21 protein-coding genes are annotated in these 23937 nt (G+C 65.4%); 8 read left to right on the plus strand and 13 right to left on the minus strand.

The features are described 5' to 3' along the window. The first annotated feature begins 109 nt into the window (after nt 1–109). Both dnaE and D8676_RS20125 read left to right on the plus strand, forming a co-directional pair. Nucleotides 110–3592, plus strand: a complete 3483-nt coding sequence (dnaE, locus tag D8676_RS20120) for a DNA polymerase III subunit alpha (RefSeq protein WP_245427003.1) — start codon at nt 110–112, stop codon at nt 3590–3592. 67 nt (nt 3593–3659) lie between these two features. Then, nucleotides 3660–4463 carry a potassium channel family protein gene (locus tag D8676_RS20125; protein WP_121582885.1) on the plus strand — a complete coding sequence of 268 codons (804 nt, stop codon included), beginning with the start codon at nt 3660–3662 and terminating at the stop codon, nt 4461–4463. Nucleotides 4464–4466: 3 nt separating this feature from the next. Here the strand turns inward: D8676_RS20125 and D8676_RS20130 are convergent, their stop codons facing one another. Further along, on the minus strand, nt 4467–5345 hold the full coding sequence (locus tag D8676_RS20130) for a DMT family transporter (protein WP_121582886.1): 879 nt from the start codon (nt 5343–5345) through the stop codon (nt 4467–4469). 151 nt (nt 5346–5496) lie between these two features. Between D8676_RS20130 and D8676_RS20135 the strand changes: the two genes are divergently transcribed. Next, nucleotides 5497–6003, plus strand: a complete 507-nt coding sequence (locus D8676_RS20135) for a hypothetical protein (RefSeq protein ID WP_121582887.1) — start codon at nt 5497–5499, stop codon at nt 6001–6003. 9 nt (nt 6004–6012) lie between these two features. Here the strand turns inward: D8676_RS20135 and D8676_RS20140 are convergent, their stop codons facing one another. After that, nucleotides 6013–7350: a DNA polymerase IV gene (locus D8676_RS20140; RefSeq protein WP_121582888.1), complete on the minus strand. Its 1338-nt coding sequence runs from the start codon at nt 7348–7350 to the stop codon at nt 6013–6015. 67 nt (nt 7351–7417) lie between these two features. Here D8676_RS20140 and D8676_RS20145 point away from each other — a divergent pair, with 67 nt between their 5' ends. After that, a complete protein-coding gene (locus D8676_RS20145; RefSeq protein WP_121582889.1) occupies nt 7418–7993 on the plus strand; it encodes a GNAT family N-acetyltransferase in 576 nt (191 codons plus the stop codon). Between the two features lie 16 nt (nt 7994–8009). On the opposite strand, the gene D8676_RS20150 is transcribed toward D8676_RS20145, so the two are convergent. Next, nucleotides 8010–8309 (minus strand): DUF3572 domain-containing protein, encoded by a 300-nt coding sequence (locus D8676_RS20150; RefSeq protein ID WP_121582890.1) that lies wholly within the window; start codon nt 8307–8309, stop codon nt 8010–8012. 236 nt (nt 8310–8545) lie between these two features. Between D8676_RS20150 and D8676_RS20155 the strand changes: the two genes are divergently transcribed. Both D8676_RS20155 and D8676_RS20160 read left to right on the plus strand, forming a co-directional pair. Continuing rightward, nucleotides 8546–8902, plus strand: coding sequence for a response regulator (locus D8676_RS20155; protein WP_281034292.1), 357 nt, complete (start codon nt 8546–8548; stop codon nt 8900–8902). Beyond that, nucleotides 8902–10269: a PleD family two-component system response regulator gene (locus tag D8676_RS20160; protein WP_121582892.1), complete on the plus strand. Its 1368-nt coding sequence runs from the start codon at nt 8902–8904 to the stop codon at nt 10267–10269. The genes D8676_RS20155 and D8676_RS20160 overlap by 1 nt, the downstream gene beginning before the upstream one ends. A gap of 568 nt (nt 10270–10837) precedes the next feature. Here D8676_RS20160 and rpmG read toward each other — a convergent pair. The 6 genes from rpmG to D8676_RS20190 form a co-directional block, all read right to left on the minus strand. After that, complete coding sequence (gene rpmG, locus D8676_RS20170) at nt 10838–11005, minus strand: 50S ribosomal protein L33 (RefSeq protein WP_121582893.1); 168 nt, start codon at nt 11003–11005, stop codon at nt 10838–10840. Between the two features lie 208 nt (nt 11006–11213). Next, nucleotides 11214–12401 (minus strand): MFS transporter, encoded by a 1188-nt coding sequence (locus D8676_RS20175; RefSeq protein ID WP_121582894.1) that lies wholly within the window; start codon nt 12399–12401, stop codon nt 11214–11216. Nucleotides 12402–12607: 206 nt separating this feature from the next. Continuing rightward, on the minus strand, nt 12608–12880 hold the full coding sequence (locus tag D8676_RS27720; RefSeq protein ID WP_245426944.1) for a hypothetical protein: 273 nt from the start codon (nt 12878–12880) through the stop codon (nt 12608–12610). 30 nt (nt 12881–12910) lie between these two features. Further along, a complete protein-coding gene (locus D8676_RS27725) occupies nt 12911–13138 on the minus strand; it encodes a hypothetical protein (RefSeq protein WP_245426947.1) in 228 nt (75 codons plus the stop codon). A 275-nt stretch (nt 13139–13413) separates the two neighbouring features. Next, nucleotides 13414–14760, minus strand: coding sequence for an amidohydrolase family protein (locus tag D8676_RS20185; protein WP_121582895.1), 1347 nt, complete (start codon nt 14758–14760; stop codon nt 13414–13416). A gap of 39 nt (nt 14761–14799) precedes the next feature. Continuing rightward, nucleotides 14800–15153, minus strand: a complete 354-nt coding sequence (locus D8676_RS20190; protein ID WP_210210738.1) for a hypothetical protein — start codon at nt 15151–15153, stop codon at nt 14800–14802. Between the two features lie 552 nt (nt 15154–15705). On the opposite strand from D8676_RS20190, the gene D8676_RS20195 reads away from it, so the two are divergent. Further along, nucleotides 15706–16383 carry a hypothetical protein gene (locus D8676_RS20195; protein WP_121582896.1) on the plus strand — a complete coding sequence of 226 codons (678 nt, stop codon included), beginning with the start codon at nt 15706–15708 and terminating at the stop codon, nt 16381–16383. Between the two features lie 26 nt (nt 16384–16409). On the opposite strand, the gene D8676_RS20200 is transcribed toward D8676_RS20195, so the two are convergent. Then, nucleotides 16410–17150 carry an NUDIX domain-containing protein gene (locus D8676_RS20200; protein ID WP_121582897.1) on the minus strand — a complete coding sequence of 247 codons (741 nt, stop codon included), beginning with the start codon at nt 17148–17150 and terminating at the stop codon, nt 16410–16412. Between the two features lie 100 nt (nt 17151–17250). Between D8676_RS20200 and D8676_RS20205 the strand changes: the two genes are divergently transcribed. After that, on the plus strand, nt 17251–18405 hold the full coding sequence (locus tag D8676_RS20205; protein ID WP_121582898.1) for a DJ-1/PfpI family protein: 1155 nt from the start codon (nt 17251–17253) through the stop codon (nt 18403–18405). A gap of 83 nt (nt 18406–18488) precedes the next feature. Here the strand turns inward: D8676_RS20205 and D8676_RS20210 are convergent, their stop codons facing one another. Genes D8676_RS20210 through topA form a run of 3 tightly spaced genes read right to left on the minus strand, consistent with a single transcriptional unit; the run spans nt 18489 to nt 23839 of the window. Beyond that, nucleotides 18489–18923 carry a DUF983 domain-containing protein gene (locus tag D8676_RS20210; RefSeq protein WP_121582899.1) on the minus strand — a complete coding sequence of 145 codons (435 nt, stop codon included), beginning with the start codon at nt 18921–18923 and terminating at the stop codon, nt 18489–18491. A 2-nt stretch (nt 18924–18925) separates the two neighbouring features. Beyond that, nucleotides 18926–21235, minus strand: coding sequence for a ribonuclease R (gene rnr, locus D8676_RS20215; RefSeq protein ID WP_183097177.1), 2310 nt, complete (start codon nt 21233–21235; stop codon nt 18926–18928). Further along, nucleotides 21236–23839: a type I DNA topoisomerase gene (gene topA, locus D8676_RS20220; protein WP_121583028.1), complete on the minus strand. Its 2604-nt coding sequence runs from the start codon at nt 23837–23839 to the stop codon at nt 21236–21238. Nucleotides 23840–23937: the final 98 nt, after the last annotated feature.

Raw genomic sequence — 23937 nt, forward strand, 5'->3', positions numbered from 1 at the left:
GACCCGACGGTCCCATTCCGAAACAATGGCGCCTCGAATCCTTTGAGTCCCGGAACAGGCAAGAATGAGCAGCGAGCGGCCGCCACGCGATCCTATCCTGCGTGAAGCGATGACGAAGACGGCAACGCCCGAGCCCGACGCTCGGCCTTTCGTGCATCTGCGCGTGCATTCGGCATATTCGCTGCTGGAGGGCGCTCTCCCGGCCAAGAAGATCGTGGCCCATGCGGTGAAGGACGCCGCGCCGGCGATCGCCATCACCGACACGAACAATCTCTTCGGTGCGCTCGAATTCGCGCAATATGCCGTCAAGGACGGAATCCAGCCGCTGATCGGCTGCCAGCTCGACATATCCTTCGGCGACGAGAGTTCGGACGCCAGCCGCAGCCACCACAAGCGGCAGGGGCCGGAGGTGTTTCCGCTCGTGCTGATTGCTGCCAACGAGGCCGGCTACAGCAACCTCGTGCGCCTGGTCAGCCGCGCCTATCTCGGCAACGGGCCGGGGGACCCCGTCCATGCCTCGCTAGGCTGGGTTGCAGAGCTTTCCGAAGGCCTGATCTGCCTCACCGGTGGCCCGCGGGGGGCAGTCGGCGCGGCGCTGAAGACCGACCATTCGCAACTCGCCGAAAACCGGCTTCTCGCGCTGAAAGAGATTTTCGGCGACCGGCTCTACGTGGAACTGGAGCGTGCCGAGGGCTACGACCGCGTGGTCGAGGCGAAGACAGTCGATCTCGCCTATAGCCACGATCTGCCGCTGGTGGCGACCAATGAAGCGTTCTTCCCGGCGCGGGAAGACTACGAGGCCCACGACGCGCTGATCGCCATAGCGGAAGGTTCGGTGATCGCCAGCGACGAGCGCCGCCGCCTGTCGCCCGGCAACTACCTGAAGACCCAGCAGGAGATGGCGGCGCTCTTTGCCGACCTTCCGGAGGCGATCGACAACACGATCGAGATCGCACGGCGCTGCTCCTACTACCCGAAGAATCGTGCACCGATCCTGCCCCGCTTCACCGGCGCGGATGCGGCCGATGCGGAAGCCGCGCTCGCCGCGGAGGCGGATGAGCTTGCACGCCAGGCCCGCGAAGGCTTGAAAAGGCGGCTGGACGCACATGGGCCGACGCCGGGCTATACCGTCGAGGACTACGAGAAGCGCCTGGAATTCGAGATCGGCATCATCACCCGGATGAAGTTCCCGGGCTACTTCCTGATCGTGTCGGACTTCATCAAATGGGCGAAGGTACACGACATTCCGGTCGGGCCGGGGCGCGGCTCTGGCGCCGGCTCGCTGGTCGCCTATGCGCTCACCATCACCGACATCGACCCGCTGCGGTTCTCGCTGCTGTTCGAGCGCTTCCTCAATCCAGACCGCGTGTCGATGCCCGACTTCGACATCGACTTCTGCCAGGACCGCCGCGACGAGGTGATCCGCTACGTGCAGGAGAAATACGGCCGCGACCAGGTCGCGCAGATCATCACCTTCGGAACGCTGCAGGCGCGCGCTGTGCTGCGCGACGTCGGCCGCGTCCTGCAGATGCCCTACGGACAGGTCGACCGGCTCTGCAAGATGGTGCCGCAGAACCCGGCGAACCCGGTGAAGCTTGCCGACGCCATCGCCAACGAGCCGCGCTTTGCCGAGGAGGCGGAGAGGGAGCCGATCGTCAATACGCTGCTGGAGATCGCGCAGAAGCTCGAAGGCCTGTACCGCCATGCCTCGACCCACGCCGCCGGCATCGTGATCGGCGACCGACCCCTGTCGGAACTGGTGCCGATGTACCGCGATCCGCGCTCCGACATGCCGGTCACGCAGTTCAACATGAAGAAGGTCGAGGACGCCGGGCTGGTGAAGTTCGACTTCCTCGGCCTGAAGACGCTGACCGTGCTCGATCGCGCGGTGAAGCTGATCCGCCGGCGCGGCATCGAGATCGACCTGGCGCACATACCGCTGGACGACGAGAAGACCTACGCCATGCTGTCGCGCGGCGAGGTGGTCGGCATCTTCCAGGTGGAAAGTGCGGGCATGCGCAAGGCGCTGGTTGGCATGAAGCCGGACCGCATCGAGGACATCATCGCGCTTGTCGCGCTCTACCGTCCCGGTCCGATGGAGAACATCCCGACCTACAATGCGCGCAAGCACGGCGAGGAGGAAATCGCCTCGATCCATCCCAAGATCGACCACCTGGTGAAGGAGACGCAGGGCGTCATCGTCTACCAGGAGCAGGTGATGCAGATCGCGCAGGAACTGTCCGGCTACTCGCTGGGCGAAGCAGACCTTCTGCGCCGCGCCATGGGTAAGAAGATCCGCGCCGAGATGGACGCGCAGCGCGTGCGCTTCGTCGACGGTGCGGTGAAGAACGGGCTGTCGAAGCCGCAGTCGGACTTCATCTTCGACCTGCTCGCCAAATTCGCCGACTACGGCTTCAACAAGTCGCACGCGGCCGCTTACGCGGTCGTCTCGTACCAGACGGCCTACCTGAAGGCGCACTATCCGGTCGAGTTCCTTGCCGCGTCGATGACGCTCGACATGTCGAACACCGACAAGCTCGCCGATTTCCGTCAGGATGCGCTCAGGCTCGGCATCGACGTCGTGCCGCCTTCGGTGAAGACCAGCTTCCGCGATTTCGAAGTCGGCGAGAACAAGATCTTCTATTCGCTGGCCGCGTTGAAGGGCGTTGGCGACGCCGCTGTCGAGCACATCGTCGCCAAGCGCAAGGAAGGGCAGTTCGCCAGCCTTGAGGATTTCTGCGAGCGGGTCGATCCCAAGGTCGTCGGCAAGCGTGTGTTCGAGACGCTGATCATGGCCGGAGCGCTCGACTGCTTCGGCTACGACCGCGCCGCCATGATGGCGGGCCTGGACCGCATGATGGGCCTTGCCTCGCGCGCTTACGAGGATGCGGCGCTCGGCATCACCGACATGTTCGGCGGCTCGGCTGCCAGCCAGCCGAAGCTGCATCTGCCGGTGACGGCCGCGTGGCTGCCGGCCGACAGGTTGCACCGCGAGTTCCAGGTGGTCGGCTTCTACCTGTCGGCGCATCCTCTCGACGAGTACCGCGCCGCGATGAAGAAGATGCGGGTGCAGAGCTATGCGGAGTTTTCGGCGGCCGTGAAGCAGGGCGCCACCGCCGGCCGGCTGGCCGGTACGGTGACCTCGAAGCAGGAGCGCAAGACGCGCACCGGCAACAAGATGGGCGTCGTCAACTTCTCCGACACGTCCGGCCAGTACGAGGCGGTGCTCTTCTCCGAGGGGCTCGCCCAGTATCGCGACATGCTGGAGCCCGGCAAGTCGCTGGTGATCACCGTATCGGCCGAGGACAGGCCCGAGGGCATCAACATGCGCATCGGGACCGTGCAGTCGCTGGACGAGGCCGCCTCGCAGTCCCAGAAGGCCATGCGCGTATTCATACGCGACGACCGGCCGGCTCCGACCTTGCAGTCGCAGCTGACGCAGCGCGGAGATGGGCGCGTCAGCATCATCGTCATCAAGGCCGAGGGCCAGGGCGAGGTCGAAATCGAACTCCAGGACCGTTATCGTATCTCGCCGCAAGTGGCGTCGGCCATGCGCGCGGTGCCGGGCGTCGTCGAGGTGGAGCTGGTATAGGCAACCTCGCTCACGCCAAGGCGTTTGTAGTTTGGCTGCCCGTCCGGCGGCGCGGAGGGGGGCTTTCATGGTGGCGACGCAGGCTGACAGTGAAAAACCCCTGACCGGGCTTGCCAAGCTGCGCGACACCTTGCGGCGGCTCTACCACGGCCGCACGCCGGCGGCGGTCCGCTTCCAGGTGGCGGTGATCGTCATCGACCTCGCCATCATCGCCTTTTTCATCGCCACGCCGGTGCTGTCGGAAACGCCGACCTTCCTGTGGATCGACTATTCGGTCGCGGCGGTGGTCGCGCTCGACATGATCGCCAGGCTGCTCGCCTCCACCGACATGCTGAGGCTGCTGCGCCAGCCGACCTCATGGGTCGACATCTTCATCCTCGCGACGCTGCTTTTCCCGCAGGCGCTCGCCAATCTCGGCTTCCTGCGCATCCTCAGGCTTTGGTCGCTGGCGCATAGCCGGGCGCTGTTGACCCCACTCGAGGAGCGCGGCCTGCTCAAATGGCGGGAGCCGATCGTCGCGGTGGTCAACCTCGTCACCTTCCTCTTCATCGTAACGGGTTTCGTCTACACCTTCTTCTTCATGGATGGCGCCGGCATCGAAGGCTATGTCGACGCGCTCTATTTCACGGTGGCGACGATCACCACCACCGGCTTCGGCGACATCACGCTGCCTGGCACTGCCGGCAAGCTCACATCGATCGTGGCCATGATCGTCGGTATCTCGCTGTTCGTGAAGCTGGCGCAGGCGGTCTTTCGTCCGGCTAAGGTATTCTTCGAATGTCCAAGCTGCGGGCTGCGCCGTCACGAGCCGGACGCCGTTCACTGCAAGGCATGTGGCCATCTGCTGAAGATACCCGACGAAGGGGAGTGACGCTCAGGACGTCGCTATTTCCGGCTCGCGCGCCCGGCGCTGGATGTTGAAAAGGTTGCCGGCCAGGATCAGCGCCGCGCCGATCGCGGTATAGAGATCGATCCGCTCGTTGTAGAGCAGGAAACCGGTCAGGGCGAAGAACGGCAGCCGCAGGAAATCCATCGGCATCACCACCATCGTCTCGGCGTGGCTCAGCGCGCCGGCCATGCAGAAGTGCGACGACATGCCGGTGAAGGCGATGACGAATATCCAGGGCCACATCCACGGCTCTGGTGCCTGCCATACCGCGATCGCTGGAACCAGGCCGATGACGGACTGGATGATGAGCATCCAGAAGATGATGGCGACCACGCTGTCGGTTCGGGTGAGCGACTTCACCATGACCAGGGCTATGCCGAAGCCGACGGCGCCCGCCAGCATGATCAGGTGGCCCGGGTCGGCCTCGGTGACGCCGGGACGCACGATGATGAAGACGCCGACGAGGCCGAACAGAATCGCCGCCGCCTTGCGCAGGCTCATGCGTTCGCCGAGGAAAAGCACCGCCAGAAGCGCGCCCCAGACCGGCGTCGTGAACTCGATCGAGATGAGCTCGGCGAGCGGGATCATGGTGAGCGCGTGCAGCCAGAGGAACTGTCCGGCATAATGCGCCACGTTGCGGCCGATATGCTGCAGCGGCCGCCTAGTGCGCATCGCCGCGAAACCGCCCGCCGCGAAAACCATCGGCAGGAGAATGAACCAGCCGATCACGGAGCGCATCTCCATGACCTGGAAAACGTCGAGCTCCGGCATGATCGCGCGGCCGGCGACCGTCATGGTGACGAAGGAGGCGATCGAGCCTCCCATCCACAGCGCCGCCCGGACTGTCGATTGCGTCTCTGTCATGCCGGGTTCTGTGGCAAGCGACGCGCTCGCTCGCAACCCTTTGAAGAGACCAATCGTCTGGGCCAGACGGAGATCGGCCTACACACGCCTGTCAAACATGCGTGCGAGAAGCGCGTCGACCTTCTTCAGCGTCTGATTCTCGGAGGCCGCCATGACCAAAGCTTTCGGAATTCTGCTCGCAGCGGCAGTGACTGCGTCCGCTTCGCCGGCTTTGGCCGACGACGAGGCATTCCTCGCTTCCTTCGCCGGAAGCTGGAGCGGAAAGGGCGAATTCCGCATCACGGCCGGATCGTCGCCGATGTCGGTCGCTTGCGCGTTTGACGCCGCAACGTCGCCGACCAGCCTGTCGCTCGAAGGCAAATGCCGCGGCATGGTCGTCGTCTCCCGCCGGATCGGCGTCAAGCTGAAGACCGACGGGGAAGGGGTGTCGGGCTCCTATGTCGGCTCGACGACCGGGTCAGCCGGCCTGTCCGGCAGGCGGACAGGCACTGGCTTCGACCTGTCGATACGCTGGGCCAAGTCGGTCAACGGCGATCGAGAGGCGCAGATGAAAGTCGAGAAGGTGGGCGAAGACGGCATGAAGCTCACCACCACGGACGTCGATCCGAAGACGGGACGGACCGTCGTCACCGGCAGGATCGACCTCAGCCGCTCCTGAACGCCGGCGTCAGTCCTCGTCCCGGTCGAGCAATTCCGGCGGATTCGCACTGCGGCCTCTGCCGAAGGTGTAGCCGGTCTCGACCGCCGTCTTCCCGAATTTTTCGCGCAGGCTGTCGATGGCGCCTTCGGCCAGTGCGCGCTTGCGGGCGGTGACGTCGACGAGATCGGGCGGATCGGCCTTCTCGACGCCGGTCAGGTCGCTGACGCCGATGCCGAGCAGCCGGTATTTGGTGCCGTCCGCCTCTTTCTCCAGGAGGTGCAGGCCCGTCTGGAAGATACGGTCGGCCAGCCTTGTGGGATCGCCGAGCTGGCGGTTGCGGGTACGGATCCTGAAATCCTGCGTCTTGAGCTTGAGCACGACCGTGCGGCCGGCAATGCCCGCCTTCTTCAACCGCGCTGAGACTTTCTCGGACAGCGCACGCAGTACTGGCACCAGGTCCGCCGGCGAGGCGAGGTCTATGTCGAAAGTGGTTTCGGCCGACACGCTCTTGGCGTCCCGGTCGGCCGAGACGACGCGCTCGTCCTGGCCGCGCGAAAGGTGGTAGAGCCGGTCACCCATCGAGCCGTAGCGGCGCATAAGCTCGGCGCGGTCGAGCTTCTGGAGCTGGCTGATCATGCGGATGCCATCGCGTTCGAGCGTCGCCGCGAACGCCTTGCCGACGCCCCAGATCAGCGTCACCGGCTGTTCGGCGAGGAATTCTGTCGCCTCGGCCTCGCCGATCACCGAGAAGCCGCGCGGCTTGCGGAAGTCCGATGCGACCTTTGCCAGGAACTTGCAGTAGGAAAGGCCTGCCGAGACGGTAATGCCGATCTCGCTCTCGACCTTGCGGGCGAAGTCGGCAAGCACCATCGCTGGCGGACGTCCATGCAGCCGCTCCGTGCCCGAGAGGTCGAGGAACGCCTCATCGATGGACAGCGGCTCGACCAGCGGCGTCAGCGCCTGCATCATGCCGCGCACCTCGCGGCCGACGCGCGCATATTTCTCCATGTCGGGCGGCAGCACGATGGCTTCGGGGCAAGCTTCGAGCGCCTTGAACATCGGCATGGCCGAGCGCACGCCCTTGATGCGGGCGATGTAGCAGGCGGTCGATACCACGCCGCGCTTTCCGCCGCCGATGATGAGCGGCTTGTCCTTCAGCGCGGGATTGTCGCGTTTTTCGATCGCAGCGTAGAAGGCGTCGCAATCGATATGGGCAAGCCGCAGCCGGTAAAGTTCGGGGTGGCGCGCAAGGCGTGGACTGCCGCAGCGGTCGCAGCGCGGCTTCTCGTTCGCCTGCAGGGTCAGGCAGTCGCGGCAGAAACCGTGCTCGGGATCGTTGACAGGGGCCGCCATCACTGCGAACATAAAGAGAACATTGCAAATGTTATTGCACCGTGCGCCCGTGGGCAAGGCGGTACGGGAGGATGCTGCCATGCCTGTTGCCATTTCGCCGCTGACGCCGGATCTCTGGCCTGCCTTCGAGGATTTGTTCGGCAAGCAGGGCGCCTGCTACGGCTGCTGGTGCACGCATTTCCGGTTGCCGCCGGCGACACGGCGCGAGAACAACCGCGAGCGCAACAAGGAGCATATCAGGGCGCGGATCGAGCGCGGGCCGCCGCCTGGCCTGCTCGCCTTCGAAGGCGATCGGGCCGTCGGTTGGATGCAGATCGGGCCGCGCGCGGACGTGCCTGAATGGAACAATGCCGGCAGGGGTTCGGCGCCCGTCGATCCTGCCGACGCGTCCGATCCGGCAGCCTGGGCGATTTCGTGCTTCTTTCTGCGCACCGGGGTTCGGGGCCGGGGCCTTACCCACCAACTGGTGCAAGGCGGGCTTGCGTTTGCCAGAGACAGTGGCGCGCGGTTTGTCGAGGCGTGCCCGATGGATCTGTCGAAGGATTCGCGCTCCATCAGCCTGTTCGTCGGCTCGACGCGTGTCTTCGAGAGGGCCGGCTTTGCGCGTGTCGTGGAGCGCAAGGCCGGCCGGCCGTTGATGCGTTATGTCCTTTGAATCCCGCAGGAAATGCTCAAGCTGAGCGGTCGTGGCTGTCGTCGCCGAAAGGCAGCGCGCGCAGGGCGCGGGAAACCTGCTGCGGCGGGATGCCCGTTTCCTCGGAGAAGCGCAGCAGGGTCGGCTCGTGCGCGGCGATGAACTGCAGCACGCCGGCGAGGAAGCCGGGTTCTCGCGCCGCCTGCCTGATCGCCTGCGCCTCGATGCCGGTGATGGCCAGGAAACGCGGCAGAAGTTCCGGGTCGGCGGCGACGAAGCCGAGCGCCCGGATTGCCAGCGCTTCGGCATTCCAGTGTTTCTGGCGGTCGTCGGTCATGCTGTCCTAGCCTTTCGGTTCGCGATTCGAGTACCTATCCTAAGTCCTAGGCGCAAGATCGATTCCGGCGGCCGCAATATGCCGGAAAGACTGCCTTCGAGCCTATGGGTTTGCGTTTCGTCAATGTTCTTGGCGTAATGTCACCACGGGGTTTTTGACGCCCTGAGAGGCGTTGCGGCGATGCCTGCCCGATCGGTTAGGGCGGCTGAAACGGGAAGTCGATGCCGAAAAAAGTGATGATCGTCGAAGACAACGAGCTCAACATGAAGCTCTTTCGCGACCTGATCGAGGCCAGCGGCTACGAGACCGTGCGCACGCGAAACGGGCTGGAAGCACTCGATCTGGCGCGGCTGCACCGGCCCGATCTCATCCTGATGGACATCCAGTTGCCGGAGGTTTCCGGCCTCGACGTGACGCGCTGGCTGAAGGAGGACGACGACCTCCACAAGATTCCGGTGATCGCGGTGACGGCCTTCGCCATGAAGGGCGACGAGGAACGCATCCGCCAGGGCGGCTGTGAGGCCTACATCTCCAAGCCGATCTCGGTGCCGCGCTTCATTGAGACGATCAAGTCCTATCTGGGTGACGCCTGATGACTGCGCGCATCCTCGTCGTCGACGACATCCCGGCCAATGTGAAGCTGCTCGAGGTGCGGCTGCTTGCCGAATATTTCGAGGTGCTGACCGCCGGCAATGGCGCCGAGGCGCTGGAAAGCTGCGAGAACGGCAAGGTCGACGTCGTGCTGCTCGACGTGATGATGCCCGACATGGATGGTTTCGAGGTCTGCCGACGGCTGAAGGGTGACCCGGCGACTTCGCATATCCCGGTCGTGATGGTGACGGCGCTCGACCACGTGTCCGACCGCATACGCGGGCTGGAGGCCGGCGCCGACGATTTCCTCACCAAGCCGGTCAACGACCTGCAACTGATGACGCGGGTGCGGAGCCTTGTGCGTCTGAAGATGCTGACCGACGAACTCAGGCTGCGCGCTTCGACCACGAGAAACATCGGCATCGAAGAGCTGCTGTCGGGCCGGCAGCCGGCGAGCGAGGCGGTGCCGAGGGTTCTGCTCATCGACGAGCGGCAGGCGTCTGGCGCCAGAATCGCGGGCATGCTGGGCAAGACGGCGAAGGTCGACGTCGTGGCGGACCCGCATGTCGGCTTCTTCCAGGCGGCGGAGGAGCCCTATGAATGCGTGCTTGTCTCCACGGGCTTCGCCGAGTTCGACCCGCTGCGCCTCTGCTCGCAACTGCGCTCGCTCGACCGGACCCGCTTCGTGCCGATCATCCTCTTGGCGGACGAGGGCGAGGAGGACCGCATCCTGCGCGGGCTGGAGCTCGGCGTGAACGACTACCTGACCCGGCCGATCGACCGGCAGGAACTGACCGCGCGGCTGCGCACGCAGGTGCGGCGCAAGCGCTACAATGACCATCTGCGGGCGAGCGTCACGCAGACGATCGAGATGGCGGTGACGGACGGCCTCACCGGCCTGCACAACCGCCGCTACCTGGACAGCCACCTCGATACGCTGTTCGAGCGCGCGGTGGCGCGGCGGCGGCCGCTGTCGCTGATGATCACCGACCTCGACCGCTTCAAGTCGATCAACGACGCCTATGGCCATGACGGCGGCGACGAGGTGCTGCGCGAATTCGCCCGGCGGCTCAGGAAGAATGTGCGCGGCATCGATCTCGCCTGCCGGTTCGGCGGCGAGGAATTCGTCGTGGTGATGCCCGACACCGAGGGGGCGGTCGCCGAGAAGGTGGCCGAGCGGGTGCGGGCTGAAATCGCCGGATTACCCTTTGTTATCAACGGCGTAAGCATCCCTGTGACGGTCAGCGTCGGGGTGTCGTCGCTGAAGCGCGGCGTCGATTCCGTGGCCGAACTGCTGAAGCGGGCGGACGTCGCGCTCTACGAGGCCAAGAGCGGCGGCCGCAACCGGGTGGTCGCCAGGGCAGCGTGAGCCGCCGGCAAGCAAAAACCACGTCAAGACAGGCTTTTCCAGAATTTACCTTAACCCAAGCGATTCGCGAGGGTTGGTTAAGAAAGTATTGATTTCCAAGCGTCTCTGCGCGAAGGTGCCTTCATCAAGCAGGCGCCGGGACGAGGAAAAGACGAGCCGTACCGCCTGACAGATACCCCATGATGCTCAGGTCCGCCGCATCTCCTGGGTCCGTGGGGTCGGCCGGCCGGCGCTGGCACATAGTGGCCTCCTCGTACCGCTGCCAACCGCCGACCGGCCCCCTCGATTCCCATCTCCTGCAATGCATTCTGAAACCCTCAGAGCGCATTGTTTATGCTTGATAATCCGGAATCCGAGAAATCGGCCTGTACGGGCGCGGCGTGGATAAAAAACGCTGTCCGGCAAATCGCGCATTCAAAAAGCCGCGCGGAAGCAACGGGTTGCGCTGAACGGACGGCCGGACCGGCGCTTATTTGTTCACAAGCATCCGCCGGGTTTCAAAAAGCCATAGGCCAAACAAAAACGCCGCCCGAAGGCGGCGTTTTGATCTTCAGGAATGACCCCGATCTTACTTGATCTTGGTTTCCTTGAATTCGACGTGCTTCTTGACGACCGGGTCGTACTTGCGGAACGACAGCTTGTCGGTCTTCGTGCGGCTGTTCTTGCTCGTCACATAGAAGAAACCGGTATCGGCGGTCGACAGAAGCTTGATCTTGAGTTTTGCAGCCTTGGCCATTTTTTCGTCCGTTGGATTGTCTGGAGTTCATGCCGCCTGAACGCGGGGCTGGTCCGGACCTTGGCCCTGCCGCGGAAAACTTGGCGCGACACATAAAGATCGCTGCCCGAAAGTCAAGTGGATGTCCGGTTCATGACAATGGAGGCGGTTCGATATCTTCAACCCCGAGGGCCGGGGAACCGGCCAAGGTCCGGAATAGAGGCTCGTTTCAGCCGAGATGCCGCCTGAGGCCGGGGATGAGGCGGCAGACGACCAGCGCGACATAGGCGGCGAAGAAGAGGGACAGCGACCAGCCGAATCCGTTGGTGCCGAAGAGGTCCATGCCGATGCCGACCGCCTGCGGGCCGAGCACCATGCCCAGCCCGTAGCAGAGCACGAAGGCGGCGTTGGCCGAGGCAAGGTCGCGGCCGGACAGGCGGGAGCCGAGATGGGCGAGCCCGATCGTGTAGAGGGCGGCGACGACGCCGCCCCAGAGGAAGAGCAACGCCGCCATGACGTGCCAGTTGGCGGAGAGGTGCGGCATCAGGACGGTGCCGACGAGGCCGACCACGGCGCAGCCGAGCAGGAGATGGCGGCGGTCGCCGATGCGGTCGGAGAGCATGCCGATAGGGATCTGCAGCATGACGTTGCCGAGACCGATCATACTGAGGAGCAGCGCAGCGTCGGCTTCCGTATAGCCAATGCGGGCGCCGTAGACCGGGAAGAGGGCGAAGCCGCCGGTCTCGACCGCGCCGAAGACCAGCACGGCGGCGGTGGCGGTCGGCACCAGCCAGATGAAGCGAAGGAAGCCGGTCGTCTCGTCCTCGCTCCCCGCCCTGATGTCCGGGCTTTCGCGCCAGGCGGCGAGGACGGGGATGGCCGCCAGGGTGACCAGAACGAAAGTGATGCCGAAGGGCAGGAAGCCCTGGCTGCCGATCTGCGCGAAAAGCCAGGGCCCGCCGGCGAAGCCGAGCGACAGGACGGTGGCGTAGAGGCCGAGCACGAAACCGCGCCGGCGGGCCGGCGCGGAGGTGCTGATCCAGAATTCCGAGAGGATGAAGAGCACGGTGAGCGCGATGTGGAGCGCCACGCGCAGCGGAAACCACATCCAGAAGCTGGTTGCGAAATGGAAGCCGAGGAAGGCGAAGGCGCCGAGCATGATCATGCCGAGCATGGTCCAGACGACGCCGAAACGCGCCGCGAGCGGCGTGGCGAGCGGGGCTGCGGCGATCGACGCCAGACCGGCGACGGCGGTATTTGCGCCGATCATCGTCGCGGAGACGCCGCGCGTCTCCAGAATGATGCTGAGCAGCGGCATGCCGAGCCCGATGGCGATGCCCACCACCGAGATCGAGGAAATGGCGGCCGCGATGGGCAGCCAATGCAGCTTGTCGGGGTCCTTGGCGGGTGAGTGCATGTACGGGCGGCTATGCCGAATTCGGGGGACGGTTCGGGATGGGACGCCGGTCGCCTAAATCGGACGCAGTGTCAATGCGCGGCGACAGGAAATGGTGAGGCCAAGGCCGCATACGGAGCAGCCTCCCAACCGGGGCGGGCATCCGGATGGAGCGTTCGGGCGTGTGTTCTGGCGGGCATTTCGGGCGAATTGCGGGCAGCGGGGCCTCATCCGTGGCGCCTGGCGAGGCTCCGGGACACTTTCCACATGAGGACCGTCGCCGCCAGGGCATAGGCCCCCATCGACGCCAACTGGAGCGAGTGGTCGACGCCGATGTCGATCAGATAACCGGTCACGCCAGGACCCACGGCCGACGACAGGACCATCGCGGCGACCACGACGGAGCGGATCGAGCCGAGATGGTCGGTCCCGTAGATTTCCGGCCGCATCGCGCCTTCGAGGGTGGAGGAGAAGCCGTAGCTGATGCCAAGCAGGGCCATGAAGACGAAGATCGCGAAAGGCGCCGTCAGCTAGGAAGCCGCAAAACAGGAAAGCGCCAGCGGCAGCAGGAAAAGCGGCAGCAGCCGGACCGCGGAGAAGCGGTCGATGAGCCAGCCGCCGAGCAGTGCGAAGGCCGCCGTCGTCGCCGACATCACGACAAAGGCGCTGGCGAAGAGTTCGAGCGGCCAGCCCCTGAGTTCGGTCAGATAGACCTGGTGGAAGAAGATGGCCGTTCCGACGAAGGCGGGAGCGAGCACGCCCAGGCAGATGAGGTAGAATCGCGGGTCGCGCAGGACTTCAGCGCGGATCCATTGGCCCTTATGCCGACGGCATAGGACGCATTATGCCGTATGGTCGTGTTTGGCGGCTGATATGCCGGTTTTCGGCCATGCGGTAGTTCGGCATAATCAGAGTCATATCGGAACGGCGAGTATGGGGTGGATTGCAGACTAGAGGGTTTCGGGCGGCAACGTCGAGAAGCTGACCTTCACCGAGTCAACGAGCTTCGGCGACAACGCGCCTTCGAGCGAGCTCAGAACGGATCGTGATAGTGCCCGTCCCCGGCCTCTTCGTCGGGAAGTGGCACGGTCCGCGCATCGTCGTCGCCCCAGTCATTGCGGTAGACATGGCCGCCTTTCATCACGAATCCCAGCGACCGCAGGGCTTTGAAATCCTCCAGCGGGTTGCCGTCGATCGCGACGATATCGGCGAATTTGCCCACCGTGATCGAGCCAGTGTCCGCATCGGCCTCGAGCATCCTGGCCGGCTGGATCGTCGCCGCCTGCAACGCCTCGAGCGGGCTCATCCCCGCTTCAAGATAATATTCGGCCTCCCGGATCGTCGCCGTGGTGCCGTCATTCGGCTCGAACGGGAACTGATCGCTGCCAAGTGCGATGTTCACGTTCTCCTCGACCGCCATCTTCATCGCGTTCCAGTGATCGACGCCGACCTCCTTCACCCGCGCCATGTACCAGTCCGGCGCCCCGATGCGCCTGAAGAACTCGAAGGTCGCTGGCTGGCTGACGATCATGGTTGGCACGAACCAGACATCCTGCTGATGCATCAACTGGAGCACTTCGCGGTCAAGGAAGTAGCCGTGCTCGATCCCCTTGACCCCGAGCGCCACCGCCTCGCGTGTTGCTTCGGACGAGCCGGAATGCGCCGTCACCTTGATGCCGTGCCGGGTGGCGATTTCGACTGCCGCCTCGATCTCGTCGGGCATCATGAGACCCTGCTGGACGCCGCCGCCCGGCGTGCCGATCCCGCCGGTAATGGCGATTTTGATCCAGTCGGCACCGGCCCTGATCTGCCTGCGGGTTTCCTTCCGCACTTCGTAGGGGCCGTCATTGGTAGGCTCCAGCGTGGTGCCGTGGCCGCCGGTGATGCTGACGATCTCGGCGGCGGTGAAGATACGTGGGCCGGGAAACTGCCCGCGGGCGATCGCATGGGCCACGGCCAGGTCGGCGTGTTTCAACTCTCCGGTCAGGCGGATGGTGGTCACCCCGCTGAGCAGCGATTTGTAGGCATTGTCGGCCATCCGCAGCGCCAGCGCCGCTTCGCTTTCGCCCGCCAGTTCGAGCATCTGGATCCCGGGCAGGATCAGCCCCAGATGGACATGCACATTCATCAGGCCGGGTATCAGCCATTTTCCGGGCAAATCTATCTGCTTGGCGTTGTCCGGAATCTGAGTTTCCGACGCCGGGCCGGCGGCGACGATGCGGCCGGCATCGACGATGATGACCGCGTCACGGACCAAGTCGCCATTCAACACATCGACATACCCCGCCGCGATCAGGGCTTTGGGCTCGGCGATAGCGGATTGCGGCGCAGCGCCCGCGATGGCGGCCATCGCGAACAGGGCGATTGGATTCAGGCGCATGCTCTTGTCCTCGTTGGATTGCGTGACGGCGTGGTTGCGCTATTCGCGCCAGCAGTCCGGATCGGAAGCCGGATCGATTTCGGCGCGCACCAGCGTCACGGCACCTAGCTTGCCGTCGACAAGGTCGGCATGGCCCGCCGCCAGCATGCACGAGACCTTGCCCTGCGCCCGGCTGCGGATGATGTGGTAGGTGTAGATCTGGTCACCGCTCTGGAATACGTGCCTGAAAGGGACGACGATCTCCACGGCGTCGGTGGCGGCCTGAATGGCTCGAAAGCGATCCGCCCAGCCCTCAGGCCCCCGCATGACTTCCTTGCCGTCGATGACGAGCGGCGCGTCATCGGTAAAATATTCTGAGAATGCTTCGGCGGTGAATGCCCCGGGCGTCTTCATTGCCTGGTTCCACCATGTGAACATTTCCGACAATCTGTCGGTTTGAGGCAAAGGTCCGGTTGGGTCTGATCCGGAAGCTATGGCCGCTGGAGCCAAGGTGAGAATCGCAATGGCCGTTACGACGAAAGAGCAGCCTCTTCTAGGCAAAGTAGCAGCCGACAACATCCTGCTCCTTGTCGTTGATTCTCGACGCTATCTGGAGGTCGAGGATGCGGTCAAGTTGAAAGCACGCAGAGGGGGCACCTCGCCGAAGGCTCGCCTTAGAGCAACAGTTTTCCCCGACCGCTTCGGTAACCGGGCCGTCCGAAGTCGGCCCAGCTCTGCGGTGGCGGATTTTAACGAACGGCAAGTTTCGGGCGGCGACGGAAACGCCCCGAACGGCGACAATGGGGTCGGAAGCTGACGCATGCCTGGTCTTGCAACGTGGCTTCGCCGAAAGACCGGTCCGGCTGCTGTATTAGCGCGGAGCGAGACTATGCGTGACCGCCGGACATGCTATTGTTGCCGGGAAAGCGCCGCGGCGGGCGGCGGAGGAGCCTTGAGAGGACGCGTATGTTGAGAGCTTTCCTGAGTGCGGCTGCGGTGGCGGCGGGCTTGCTGCTGGCGCCAGCGGCAGCTTTTGCCTGCGAGGGCGGCAAGGTGCTGATGGAGGACAATTTCAACAAGCTGAACCGCGCCTGGGGCGTGGCGATCGATCCGAAGCTCGAGCGCGTCGACGGCGAGGGCCTGTCGACCGACTATCCCGCCGGCACGGTCAAGCGCGCGATCAGCCAGTGGGGCTTCTTCGACAATGCCGTCGCCTGCGCGACCTATTCGGTCACCTACAACTGCACGGAGGCCGATCGCTGCGAGACGCAGCCCTATGTCGGGCTGATCGTCTGGGGCGTCGACCTCGAGAATTACTACGCCTTCGAAGTGGCCCCGCTGGTCGGCATCTACAGCGTGCAGCGGTTGCAGAACAACAAATGGCTGACCCCGGTGAACTGGACGGCGCTGCCGGGCGGCCGCAAATTCGCCGCCGGCGACAAGTTCGAGATCTCGGCGGTGATGAAGGGCAACATGGTCACCTTCAAGGTGAACGACCGCCCGGTGGCGGAGTTCGAGGCGATGGCGCCCGAAGGCGGCTCGCTGGTCGGCTTCGAACTGGCCGCCGCGCAGACCGGCCGTGCCAAGACCCAGCTCAACCTGTCCCGCTTCGAGGTCAGGGAACTGACGCCCGAGTCGCAGTGATCGTCCTGGAGCAGGGCTCCGGGCCTTCAGAGCAATTCGCGGACGAAGCGTTTCCTGATCATGCGGTAGAAGGGCGTCGGACCACCCGGCGTAAGCTGCGGGTCTTCGGCCAGCCGCTTTTCAAGCTCGCCCAGCACCGCCCGGGTGATGTCGGGTATGTCGGCGTTCTTGGCATCCCCAAGCGGCAGCCAGACCAGTTCCTCGAGCTCGTTGGTCGGGCCGCCCTCGGGCAACTCGACGGCGACGTCGCTCTTCCAGGCGCTGAGGAAACGGGTGTCGAAGCGGCGCACGCGGCCGGGCGGGGTGATCGCCCGGGCGATCATGCGCAGGCCCGAGAGGGCGGGGCGCACGCCATGGTCGGCGAACGCCTGCCATTCGGCCTTGCCGGCGACGAAGGGTGCCTTCTCGCCGATCAGAAGGCCGGCCTCCTCATAGGTTTCGCGAATCGCCGAAAGCGCGATGGCGCGGGCGCGCGCAAGGCTGGTGCGGCCAACGCCGGCAGTCAGCTTCGCTTCCTCGTGCGGATGCAGGCCGGAGCCGATGGCGACGCGGCTGTCGGAAGGGTCGGTGCGGCCGCCCGGAAAGACGAACTTGCCCGGCATGAAGGCGTGCCGCATGTGGCGGCGACCCATCAGCACATGGAAGTCGCCGCCCTTGCGGTCGAGAAGGACGAGGGTGGCGGCGTCGCGGGGGCGCAGCGGACCGGGGCCAAGGGCCCTGTCGCGTGCGTCGGCTTTATCCACTTGGGCTTTGCTCATTCCATCCATGGGGTTACCCTAGTTCATTAAAGACCCGGATGGAATTCGTCCGGCGGGATTCGGGTCGCCGGGGATGCAATTCTCCGGCATTTCGGCGAGAAAAAAGTACATGGTCTTCAATACCCGTCTCGCATTGTGGAGCGGCCTGGGCGTCGTCGCGCTCCTGGCGGCGCTTGGCGCGGGCTGGCTTCTGTCGCTGCCTTCGGCGGAACGGACGGAAGCGCCGCCGCCGATCGCCAGGCAGGAGACCGACGCCACCGTCGCGAGCCTCAAGCCGCCGAAGCGCCAGCGTCCGCTGATCGCCATCATCGGCATCAACGACGCCACCGAAACCACCGACTACCTCATGCCCTACGGCATATTGAAGCGCGCCGACGTCGCCGATGTGGTGGCGCTGGCGACGCAGCCGGGACCGGTGACGCTCTACCCGGCGCTGCGGGTCGAGCCGCAGGCGACGACCGCCGAGTTCGACGCGCAGCATCCAGACGGCGCCGATTATGTGATCGTGCCGGCGATGAGCCGCGACGACGACCCGGCGGCGCTCAACTGGATCACCAGCCAGGCGGCGAAGGGCGCCATCGTCATCGGGGTGTGCGCCGGAGCGAAGGTCGTGGGCGAAGCGGGGCTGCTCGACGGCAGGCAGGCGACGACCCACTGGTACTATCTGGAGGAGCTGCGCGAGGAGAACCCGCGCATGCAGTATGTCGCCGACCGGCGGCTGGTGGTCGACGACGGCGTCGCGACGACGACCGGTATCTCCGCGTCGATGCCGATGTCGCTCACCCTGATCGAGGCGATTGCCGGCCGGGACAAGGCGCAGGCGGTCGCCGAGGATCTCGGCCTCGCCGACTGGGATGCGCGGCACGACAGCCGCGCCTTCCAGCTGACGCGCCAGTTCGCGCTGACGGCGATCGGCAACACGCTCGCCTTCTGGAACCGGGAGAAGCTCGGCCTGGAGCTCGCGCCCGGGGTCGACGAAGTGTCGCTTGCGCTGGTGGCGGACGCATGGTCGCGGACCTACCGGTCGCGGGCGGTGACTTTCGCAGGCGACGCCGGCGCCGTGGAAACCCGGAACGGCTTGCGCGTGCTGCCGGACGAGGTCGCGGCCGGCTGGCCGGAGGGGCAGACGCTGCCTGAAATCGCCGAGCGGCCGGCGCTTGCCTTGGACGAGGCGCTGCGGGCGATTGCCGCCCGCTACGGGACACGGACGGCGGAATTCGTCGCCACGCAGCTCGAATATCCCTGGCCGGGCGGGACGCGCTGACGCCGGGATCGGACAATCCGGCGTTCCGGCGGGCAGTTTCAAGGACTCAGAATGGTGCGCAGTGCGCGTCCGCAGGGACGCGCCTAGGCTTCCGGATGGGTGTCGATGGCGTCGGTCTCGCCGCCGAAGCCGTGCATGTAGAGCGCCCATTGCAGGCCGACGACCGCACCCTTGACCGGGCGGAGCAGGGCGAGCGACATGATGACCGTCAGCGGCGCCCAGATCGCCAGATGCTGCCAGGTGGACAGCGAACTGTTGGCCTCGACACCCATGAAGGCGCCGATGATCACATGGCCGACGATGACCACGACCAGATAGGCCGGCAGGTCGTCGGCGCGGTGGTGATGGAACTCCTCGCCGCAGCGATCGCAGGCCGGCGCGATCTTCAGGAAGGCCGAGAAGAGCTTGCCTTCGCCGCATTTCGGGCAGCGGCAGCGGAAACCGTTCCACATGGCGTTCCAGAGCGGCCGGGCGATGCGGCCGGTGTGGTGCTCGCCGCCGAAGACCTGGGTTTCCATTCTCATCTCCTTTTGCCGCGGCGCGACTGCGACGCGCGTTCACGCAATTTCCGGCCGCCCTTCGATTTGTGGAACGAGCGCTTCGACCCCGGCAGGGGCTTCGGCTCGCTCAGCATCTCGAAGCGCATCGCGCCGGCGAGCGGCGCCACCTCGACCAGCTTGACCTCAACATGGTCCGCGAGCTGGAAACCCTTGCCCGACTGGCTGCCGAACAGGGCGCGCGCGGCTTCATCGAAATGGTAATAATCGTCTCCGAGCGAAGATATGGGGATGAAACCATCGGCGCCATACTGCGGCAATTGGACAAATAGTCCCGCCTTGGTGACGCCGGAGATGCGCGCCTCGAAGGTCTGGTCGACCTGCTCGGCGAGATAGGCGGCGATCAGCCGGTCGACCGTCTCGCGCTCGGCGGCCATGGCGCGGCGCTCGGTGGCGGAGATCAGGCCGGCGATCTCCTCCAGCCGCTCCTCCTCGGCGCGGGTGATGCCGTCGGAGCCGAGCTTCAGCGACGAGATCAGGGCGCGGTGGACGATGAGATCGGCATAGCGCCGGATCGGCGAGGTGAAATGCGCGTAGCGGCGCAGGTTCAGGCCGAAATGGCCGAGATTCTCCGGCGAATAGATCGCCTGGCTCTGGGTACGCAGCACCACCTCGTTGACCAGCGCCTCGTTGTCGGCGCCCTCGACCTGCGCCAGGATGCCGTTGAACTGGCGCGGGGTGAGGGAGGCGCCGCGCGCCAGCGACATGCCCAGCGTGGCGAGGAACTCGCGCAGCGATTCCTGCTTGGCGAGCGATGGCGCGTCGTGGACGCGGTAGACCAGCGGCTGGAGCTTTGCCTCCAGCGTCTCGGCCGCCGCGACATTCGCCTGGATCATGAACTCCTCGATCAGCTTGTGGGCGTCGAGGCGGTCGGGGACGACCACCTTGTCCACGGTGCCGTCGGGTTTCAGCAGGATCTTGCGCTCGGGCAGGTCGAGCTCGAGCGGCTGGCGGGCGGTGCGGCCGCGCTTCAGCACCGCATAGGCATCCCAGAGCGGCTTCAGCACGGTGTCGAGGATCGGGCCGGTGACGTCGTCGGGGGCGCCGTCGATCGCCGCCTGCGCCTGGCGGTAGGCAAGCTTCGCCGCCGACTTCATCATCACGCGGTGGAAACTGTGGCGGATCTTCCTTCCCTCTGCCGAGAAGGTCATGCGCACGGCGAGCGCCGGCCGGTCGACGCCACCCTTCAGCGAGCAGAGGTCATTGGAGATGCGCTCGGGCAGCATCGGCACGACGCGGTCGGGGAAATAGACCGAGTTGCCGCGGCGCAGGGCCTCGCGGTCGAGCGGCGAGCCCGGGCGGACATAAGCGGCGACGTCGGCGATGGCGACTGTGACGATGACGCCGCCGAGGTTCTTCTCGTCGGCATCGGGCTCGGCATGGACGGCGTCGTCATGGTCCTTGGCGTCGGCCGGGTCGATGGTGATGAGCGGCAGGTCGCGGAAATCCTCGCGGCCGGCCATGGTGGCGGGTTTTGCCGCCTCGGCCTCAGCCAGCACGTCCTGCGGGAAGATGTGCGGGATCTCGTGCGCGTGGATGGCGATCATCGAGACCGCCTTTTCCGAGGTCAGCGATCCCAGCACCTGGAGGACGCGCGCGCGGGGCAGGCCGTAGCGGGCGGACGAGGTCTGCTCGACCTCGACGAGATCACCTTTTTCCGCGCCGTTGAGGTCGTCGCGCGAGACGGTCATCTCCGACTGGCGGCGCTCGACCGGCTCGATGCGGAAGGAGCCGTCCGCCGCCTGGCGCAGCACGCCGAGCACTGCCTCGGCGCGCTTCTCGAACACCTTCATCACGCGGCCGGTATAGGCGGGGCCTTCGGCTTCCTCCGACGGGAATGTCTTCGCCAGAACGCGGTCGCCGACGCCCGGCGCCGGGCCGCTGCGCGAGGGCCGGAGCGAGACGACCGGCGGCTCGCCGAAACGTTCGTTCCATTCGCTGGGCCGCGCGAGCAGCCCGCCATCGGCGTCGCGCGAATAGATTTCGAGCACGCTGACATGCGGCAGGCTGCCGGCGCGGGTGAGGCGCTTGCGCTCCTTGTTGAGCAGGCCTTCGTCCTGCAGGTCGCGCAGCATGTCCTTCAGCCAGATGCGGTCGTCGCCTTTCAGCGAGAACGCCTTGGCGATCTCGCGCTTGCCCGAGCGATCGGGGTTTTCGGCGATGTATTTGAGGACGTCATCCTTCGACGGCCGGAAGTCGCCCTTCGATGCGGCAACCTTGCCCGCGGCTTTGCGGGACGCTTTCTGGCCGGTGCCGGGAATTCGCCTTGCCAACTATGCCTTCTTTCTGGCCGCGCTCTTCTTTGCCGCCGGCTTCTTAGCGGTGCCGGTCTTGGCCGCCGCCTTGCGTGCGGGTCGCCGGCCGCCACCGCTCTTGGCAGCCTTCTCGGCGATCAGCGCGAGCGCCTCGTCGAGCGTCACCGACATCGGGTCCTTGCCTCGCGGCAGGGTGGCGTTGATCTTCGCATGGTTCACATAGGGGCCGAAACGTCCGTCGCGGACGGTGATGTTGCCGCCGTCCGGATGCTCGCCCAACTCCTTGAGCGCCGCCGGAGTTCCGCCGTTCCGCGCGCCGCGGCCCTTGGAGAGCTTCTCCGCGATCACGGTGACCGCGCGGTTGAGACCGATCGAGAAGACGTCCTCGATGGATTCGAGATTGGCGTAGGTGCCGTCGTGCAGGACGAACGGCCCGTAGCGGCCGAGGCCGGCAGAGATCATCTTGCCGCTCTCCGGATGCTGGCCGACGTCGCGCGGCAGGGACAGCAGCGCCAGCGCCTTCTCGTGATCGATACTGTCGGGCGTCCAGCCCTTGGGCAGGCTGGAGCGCTTGGCTTCCTTGCCCTCTCCACGCTGCAGATAGGGGCCGAAACGGCCGTTGCGGAGCGTGATCTCCTCGCCGGTATAGGGATCCTTGCCGAGTTCCCTCGGCCCTTCGGCCTCGCCGTTCTCGGCGCCCTCGGCGCCGAACTGGCGGGTGTAGTTGCACTCGGGATAGTTGGAGCAGCCGATGAAGCCGCCGCTCTTGCCAAGCCTCAGCGACAGCGTGCCGGTACCGCATTTCGGGCAGGTGCGCGGGTTCGAGCCATCGGCGCGGGCAGGGAAGAGCAGGGGCGCAAGGTCCTCGTTCAGCGCGTCGAGCACCTCGGAGATCCTGAGGTCCTTGATCTCGTCGATCGCCGCGGAGAAATCGCGCCAGAAATCGCGCAGCACTTCCTTCCAGGCGAGCTTGCCGTCGGAAATCTCGTCGAGCTTCTCCTCCAGCGAGGCGGTGAAGTCGTATTCGACATATTTCTCGAAGAAGCTTTCGAGGAAGGCCGACAGCAGGCGGCCCTTGGCCTGCGGGATCAGCCGGCGCTTGTCGATGGTGACATATTCGCGGTCCTCGAGCGTCTTCAGGATCGCCGTATAGGTGGAGGGGCGGCCGATGCCGAGCTCTTCCATCTTCTTGATCAGTGTCGCCTCGGTGTAGCGCGGCGGCGGCTCGGTCGTGTGCTGGGTGACGTCGATCTTCTCGCGCTTCAGCGATTCGCCAGCGCGGATCTCCGGCAGGCGGCGGCTTTCCTCGTCCTCGGCGTCGTCTTCCTTCTGGTCGGTGTAGGCGGCGATGAAGCCGTCGAAGCGGATGACGGAGCCGACGGCGCGCAGGGTCGCCGTGCGCGAGCCGTTGACCGCCTCGATTTCGGCGGTGGTGCGCTCGATCTCGGCGGGGTTCATCTGCGAGGAGATGGCGCGCTTCCAGATCAGGTCGTAAAGGCGCAGCTGGTCGCTATCCAGATACTGCTTCATCTGGCCGGGCGTACGGAAGAAGTCGGTCGGGCGGATCGCCTCGTGAGCTTCCTGCGCGTTCTTCGCCTTGGTGGAATAGTAGCGCGGCTTCTCCGGCAGGTATTTTTCGCCGAATTCCTTACCGATCGCATCGCGGGCGCTGGAGATCGCCTCCGGCGCCATCTGCACACCGTCGGTTCGCATATAGGTGATCAGGCCGGCGGTCTCGCCGCCGATGTCGATGCCTTCATAGAGTCGTTGCGCGATCTGCATGGTGCGCGTCGCCGAGAAGCCGAGGCGCGAGGAGGCGGCCTGCTGTAGCGTCGAGGTGGTGAAGGGCGGTCCGGGGTTGCGCCTGGTCGGTTTTGCTTCGACCGACAGCGCCTTGAAGGACGCGCCTTCCAGCATGGCGCGGATGTCGTCCGCCATGACCTGCGAGGAGATGTCGAGCTTCTGGAGCCGCTTGCCCTCGAAGCCGGTGAGGCGGGCCTCGAAACTATCGGAACGCGGCGTGCCGAGCTGGGCGACGATCTGCCAGTAGTCCTCGCGGATGAACTTCTCGATCTCGACCTCTCGGTCGGAGACCAGCCGCAGCGCCACCGACTGGACACGGCCGGCAGAACGCGAGCCCGGCAGCTTGCGCCAGAGGACCGGCGAGAGCGTGAAGCCCACCAGATAGTCGAGCGCGCGGCGGGCGAGATAGGCATCGACCAGCGGCGCGTCGATCTGGCGCGGATTGGCCATCGCATCGAGCACGGACTGCTTGGTGATCGCGTTGAAGACGACGCGGCTGACCGGCTTGTCCTTCAGCACGCGCTTGTTCTTCAAGACCTCCAGCACGTGCCAGGAGATCGCCTCGCCCTCGCGGTCGGGGTCGGTTGCGAGGATCAGGCCGTCAGCCTCCTTGACCGCCTTGGCGATGTCGGTGAGCCGCTTGGAGGAGGGGCCGTCGACCTCCCAGGACATGGAGAAATCGTCGTCGGGCCGTACCGAGCCGTCCTTGGCCGGCAAGTCGCGGACATGGCCATAGGAGGCCAGGACCTTATAGTTGCGGCCGAGATATTTGTTGATCGTTTTCGCCTTTGCAGGCGATTCGACGACGACGACGTCCATGAGCGATTCAAACTTCCCTGCGGGCGGCGCAAGATAAAGAAAGGCTGCGCCGGATTTTTCGGAATCGTCCGTCAAATGGCTGCGGTTTTCCATTCGGT

It is taken from the genome of Mesorhizobium sp. YM1C-6-2 (assembly GCF_003666685.1).
In the GTDB taxonomy this organism is placed as follows: Bacteria; Pseudomonadota; Alphaproteobacteria; order Rhizobiales; family Rhizobiaceae; genus Mesorhizobium_K.

Coding starts and splice junctions, on each gene's coding strand:
- topA (WP_121583028.1), bottom strand. CDS start 23,839: ATGGACGTCGTCGTCGTCGAATCGCCTGCAAAGGCGAAAACGATCAAC.
- D8676_RS20130 (WP_121582886.1), bottom strand. CDS start 5,345: ATGACAGAGACGCAATCGACAGTCCGGGCGGCGCTGTGGATGGGAGGC.
- D8676_RS20145 (WP_121582889.1), top strand. CDS start 7,418: ATGCCTGTTGCCATTTCGCCGCTGACGCCGGATCTCTGGCCTGCCTTC.
- D8676_RS20185 (WP_121582895.1), bottom strand. CDS start 14,760: ATGCGCCTGAATCCAATCGCCCTGTTCGCGATGGCCGCCATCGCGGGC.
- D8676_RS27720 (WP_245426944.1), bottom strand. CDS start 12,880: ATGGCCCTGCTTGGCATCAGCTACGGCTTCTCCTCCACCCTCGAAGGC.
- D8676_RS20190 (WP_210210738.1), bottom strand. CDS start 15,153: ATGAAGACGCCCGGGGCATTCACCGCCGAAGCATTCTCAGAATATTTT.
- D8676_RS20195 (WP_121582896.1), top strand. CDS start 15,706: ATGTTGAGAGCTTTCCTGAGTGCGGCTGCGGTGGCGGCGGGCTTGCTG.
- rpmG (WP_121582893.1), bottom strand. CDS start 11,005: ATGGCCAAGGCTGCAAAACTCAAGATCAAGCTTCTGTCGACCGCCGAT.
- D8676_RS20200 (WP_121582897.1), bottom strand. CDS start 17,150: ATGGATGGAATGAGCAAAGCCCAAGTGGATAAAGCCGACGCACGCGAC.
- dnaE (WP_245427003.1), top strand. CDS start 110: ATGACGAAGACGGCAACGCCCGAGCCCGACGCTCGGCCTTTCGTGCAT.
- D8676_RS20210 (WP_121582899.1), bottom strand. CDS start 18,923: ATGGAAACCCAGGTCTTCGGCGGCGAGCACCACACCGGCCGCATCGCC.
- D8676_RS20125 (WP_121582885.1), top strand. CDS start 3,660: ATGGTGGCGACGCAGGCTGACAGTGAAAAACCCCTGACCGGGCTTGCC.
- D8676_RS20175 (WP_121582894.1), bottom strand. CDS start 12,401: ATGCACTCACCCGCCAAGGACCCCGACAAGCTGCATTGGCTGCCCATC.
- D8676_RS20140 (WP_121582888.1), bottom strand. CDS start 7,350: ATGTTCGCAGTGATGGCGGCCCCTGTCAACGATCCCGAGCACGGTTTC.
- D8676_RS20205 (WP_121582898.1), top strand. CDS start 17,251: ATGGTCTTCAATACCCGTCTCGCATTGTGGAGCGGCCTGGGCGTCGTC.
- D8676_RS20135 (WP_121582887.1), top strand. CDS start 5,497: ATGACCAAAGCTTTCGGAATTCTGCTCGCAGCGGCAGTGACTGCGTCC.
- D8676_RS20155 (WP_281034292.1), top strand. CDS start 8,546: ATGATCGTCGAAGACAACGAGCTCAACATGAAGCTCTTTCGCGACCTG.
- D8676_RS20160 (WP_121582892.1), top strand. CDS start 8,902: ATGACTGCGCGCATCCTCGTCGTCGACGACATCCCGGCCAATGTGAAG.
- D8676_RS20150 (WP_121582890.1), bottom strand. CDS start 8,309: ATGACCGACGACCGCCAGAAACACTGGAATGCCGAAGCGCTGGCAATC.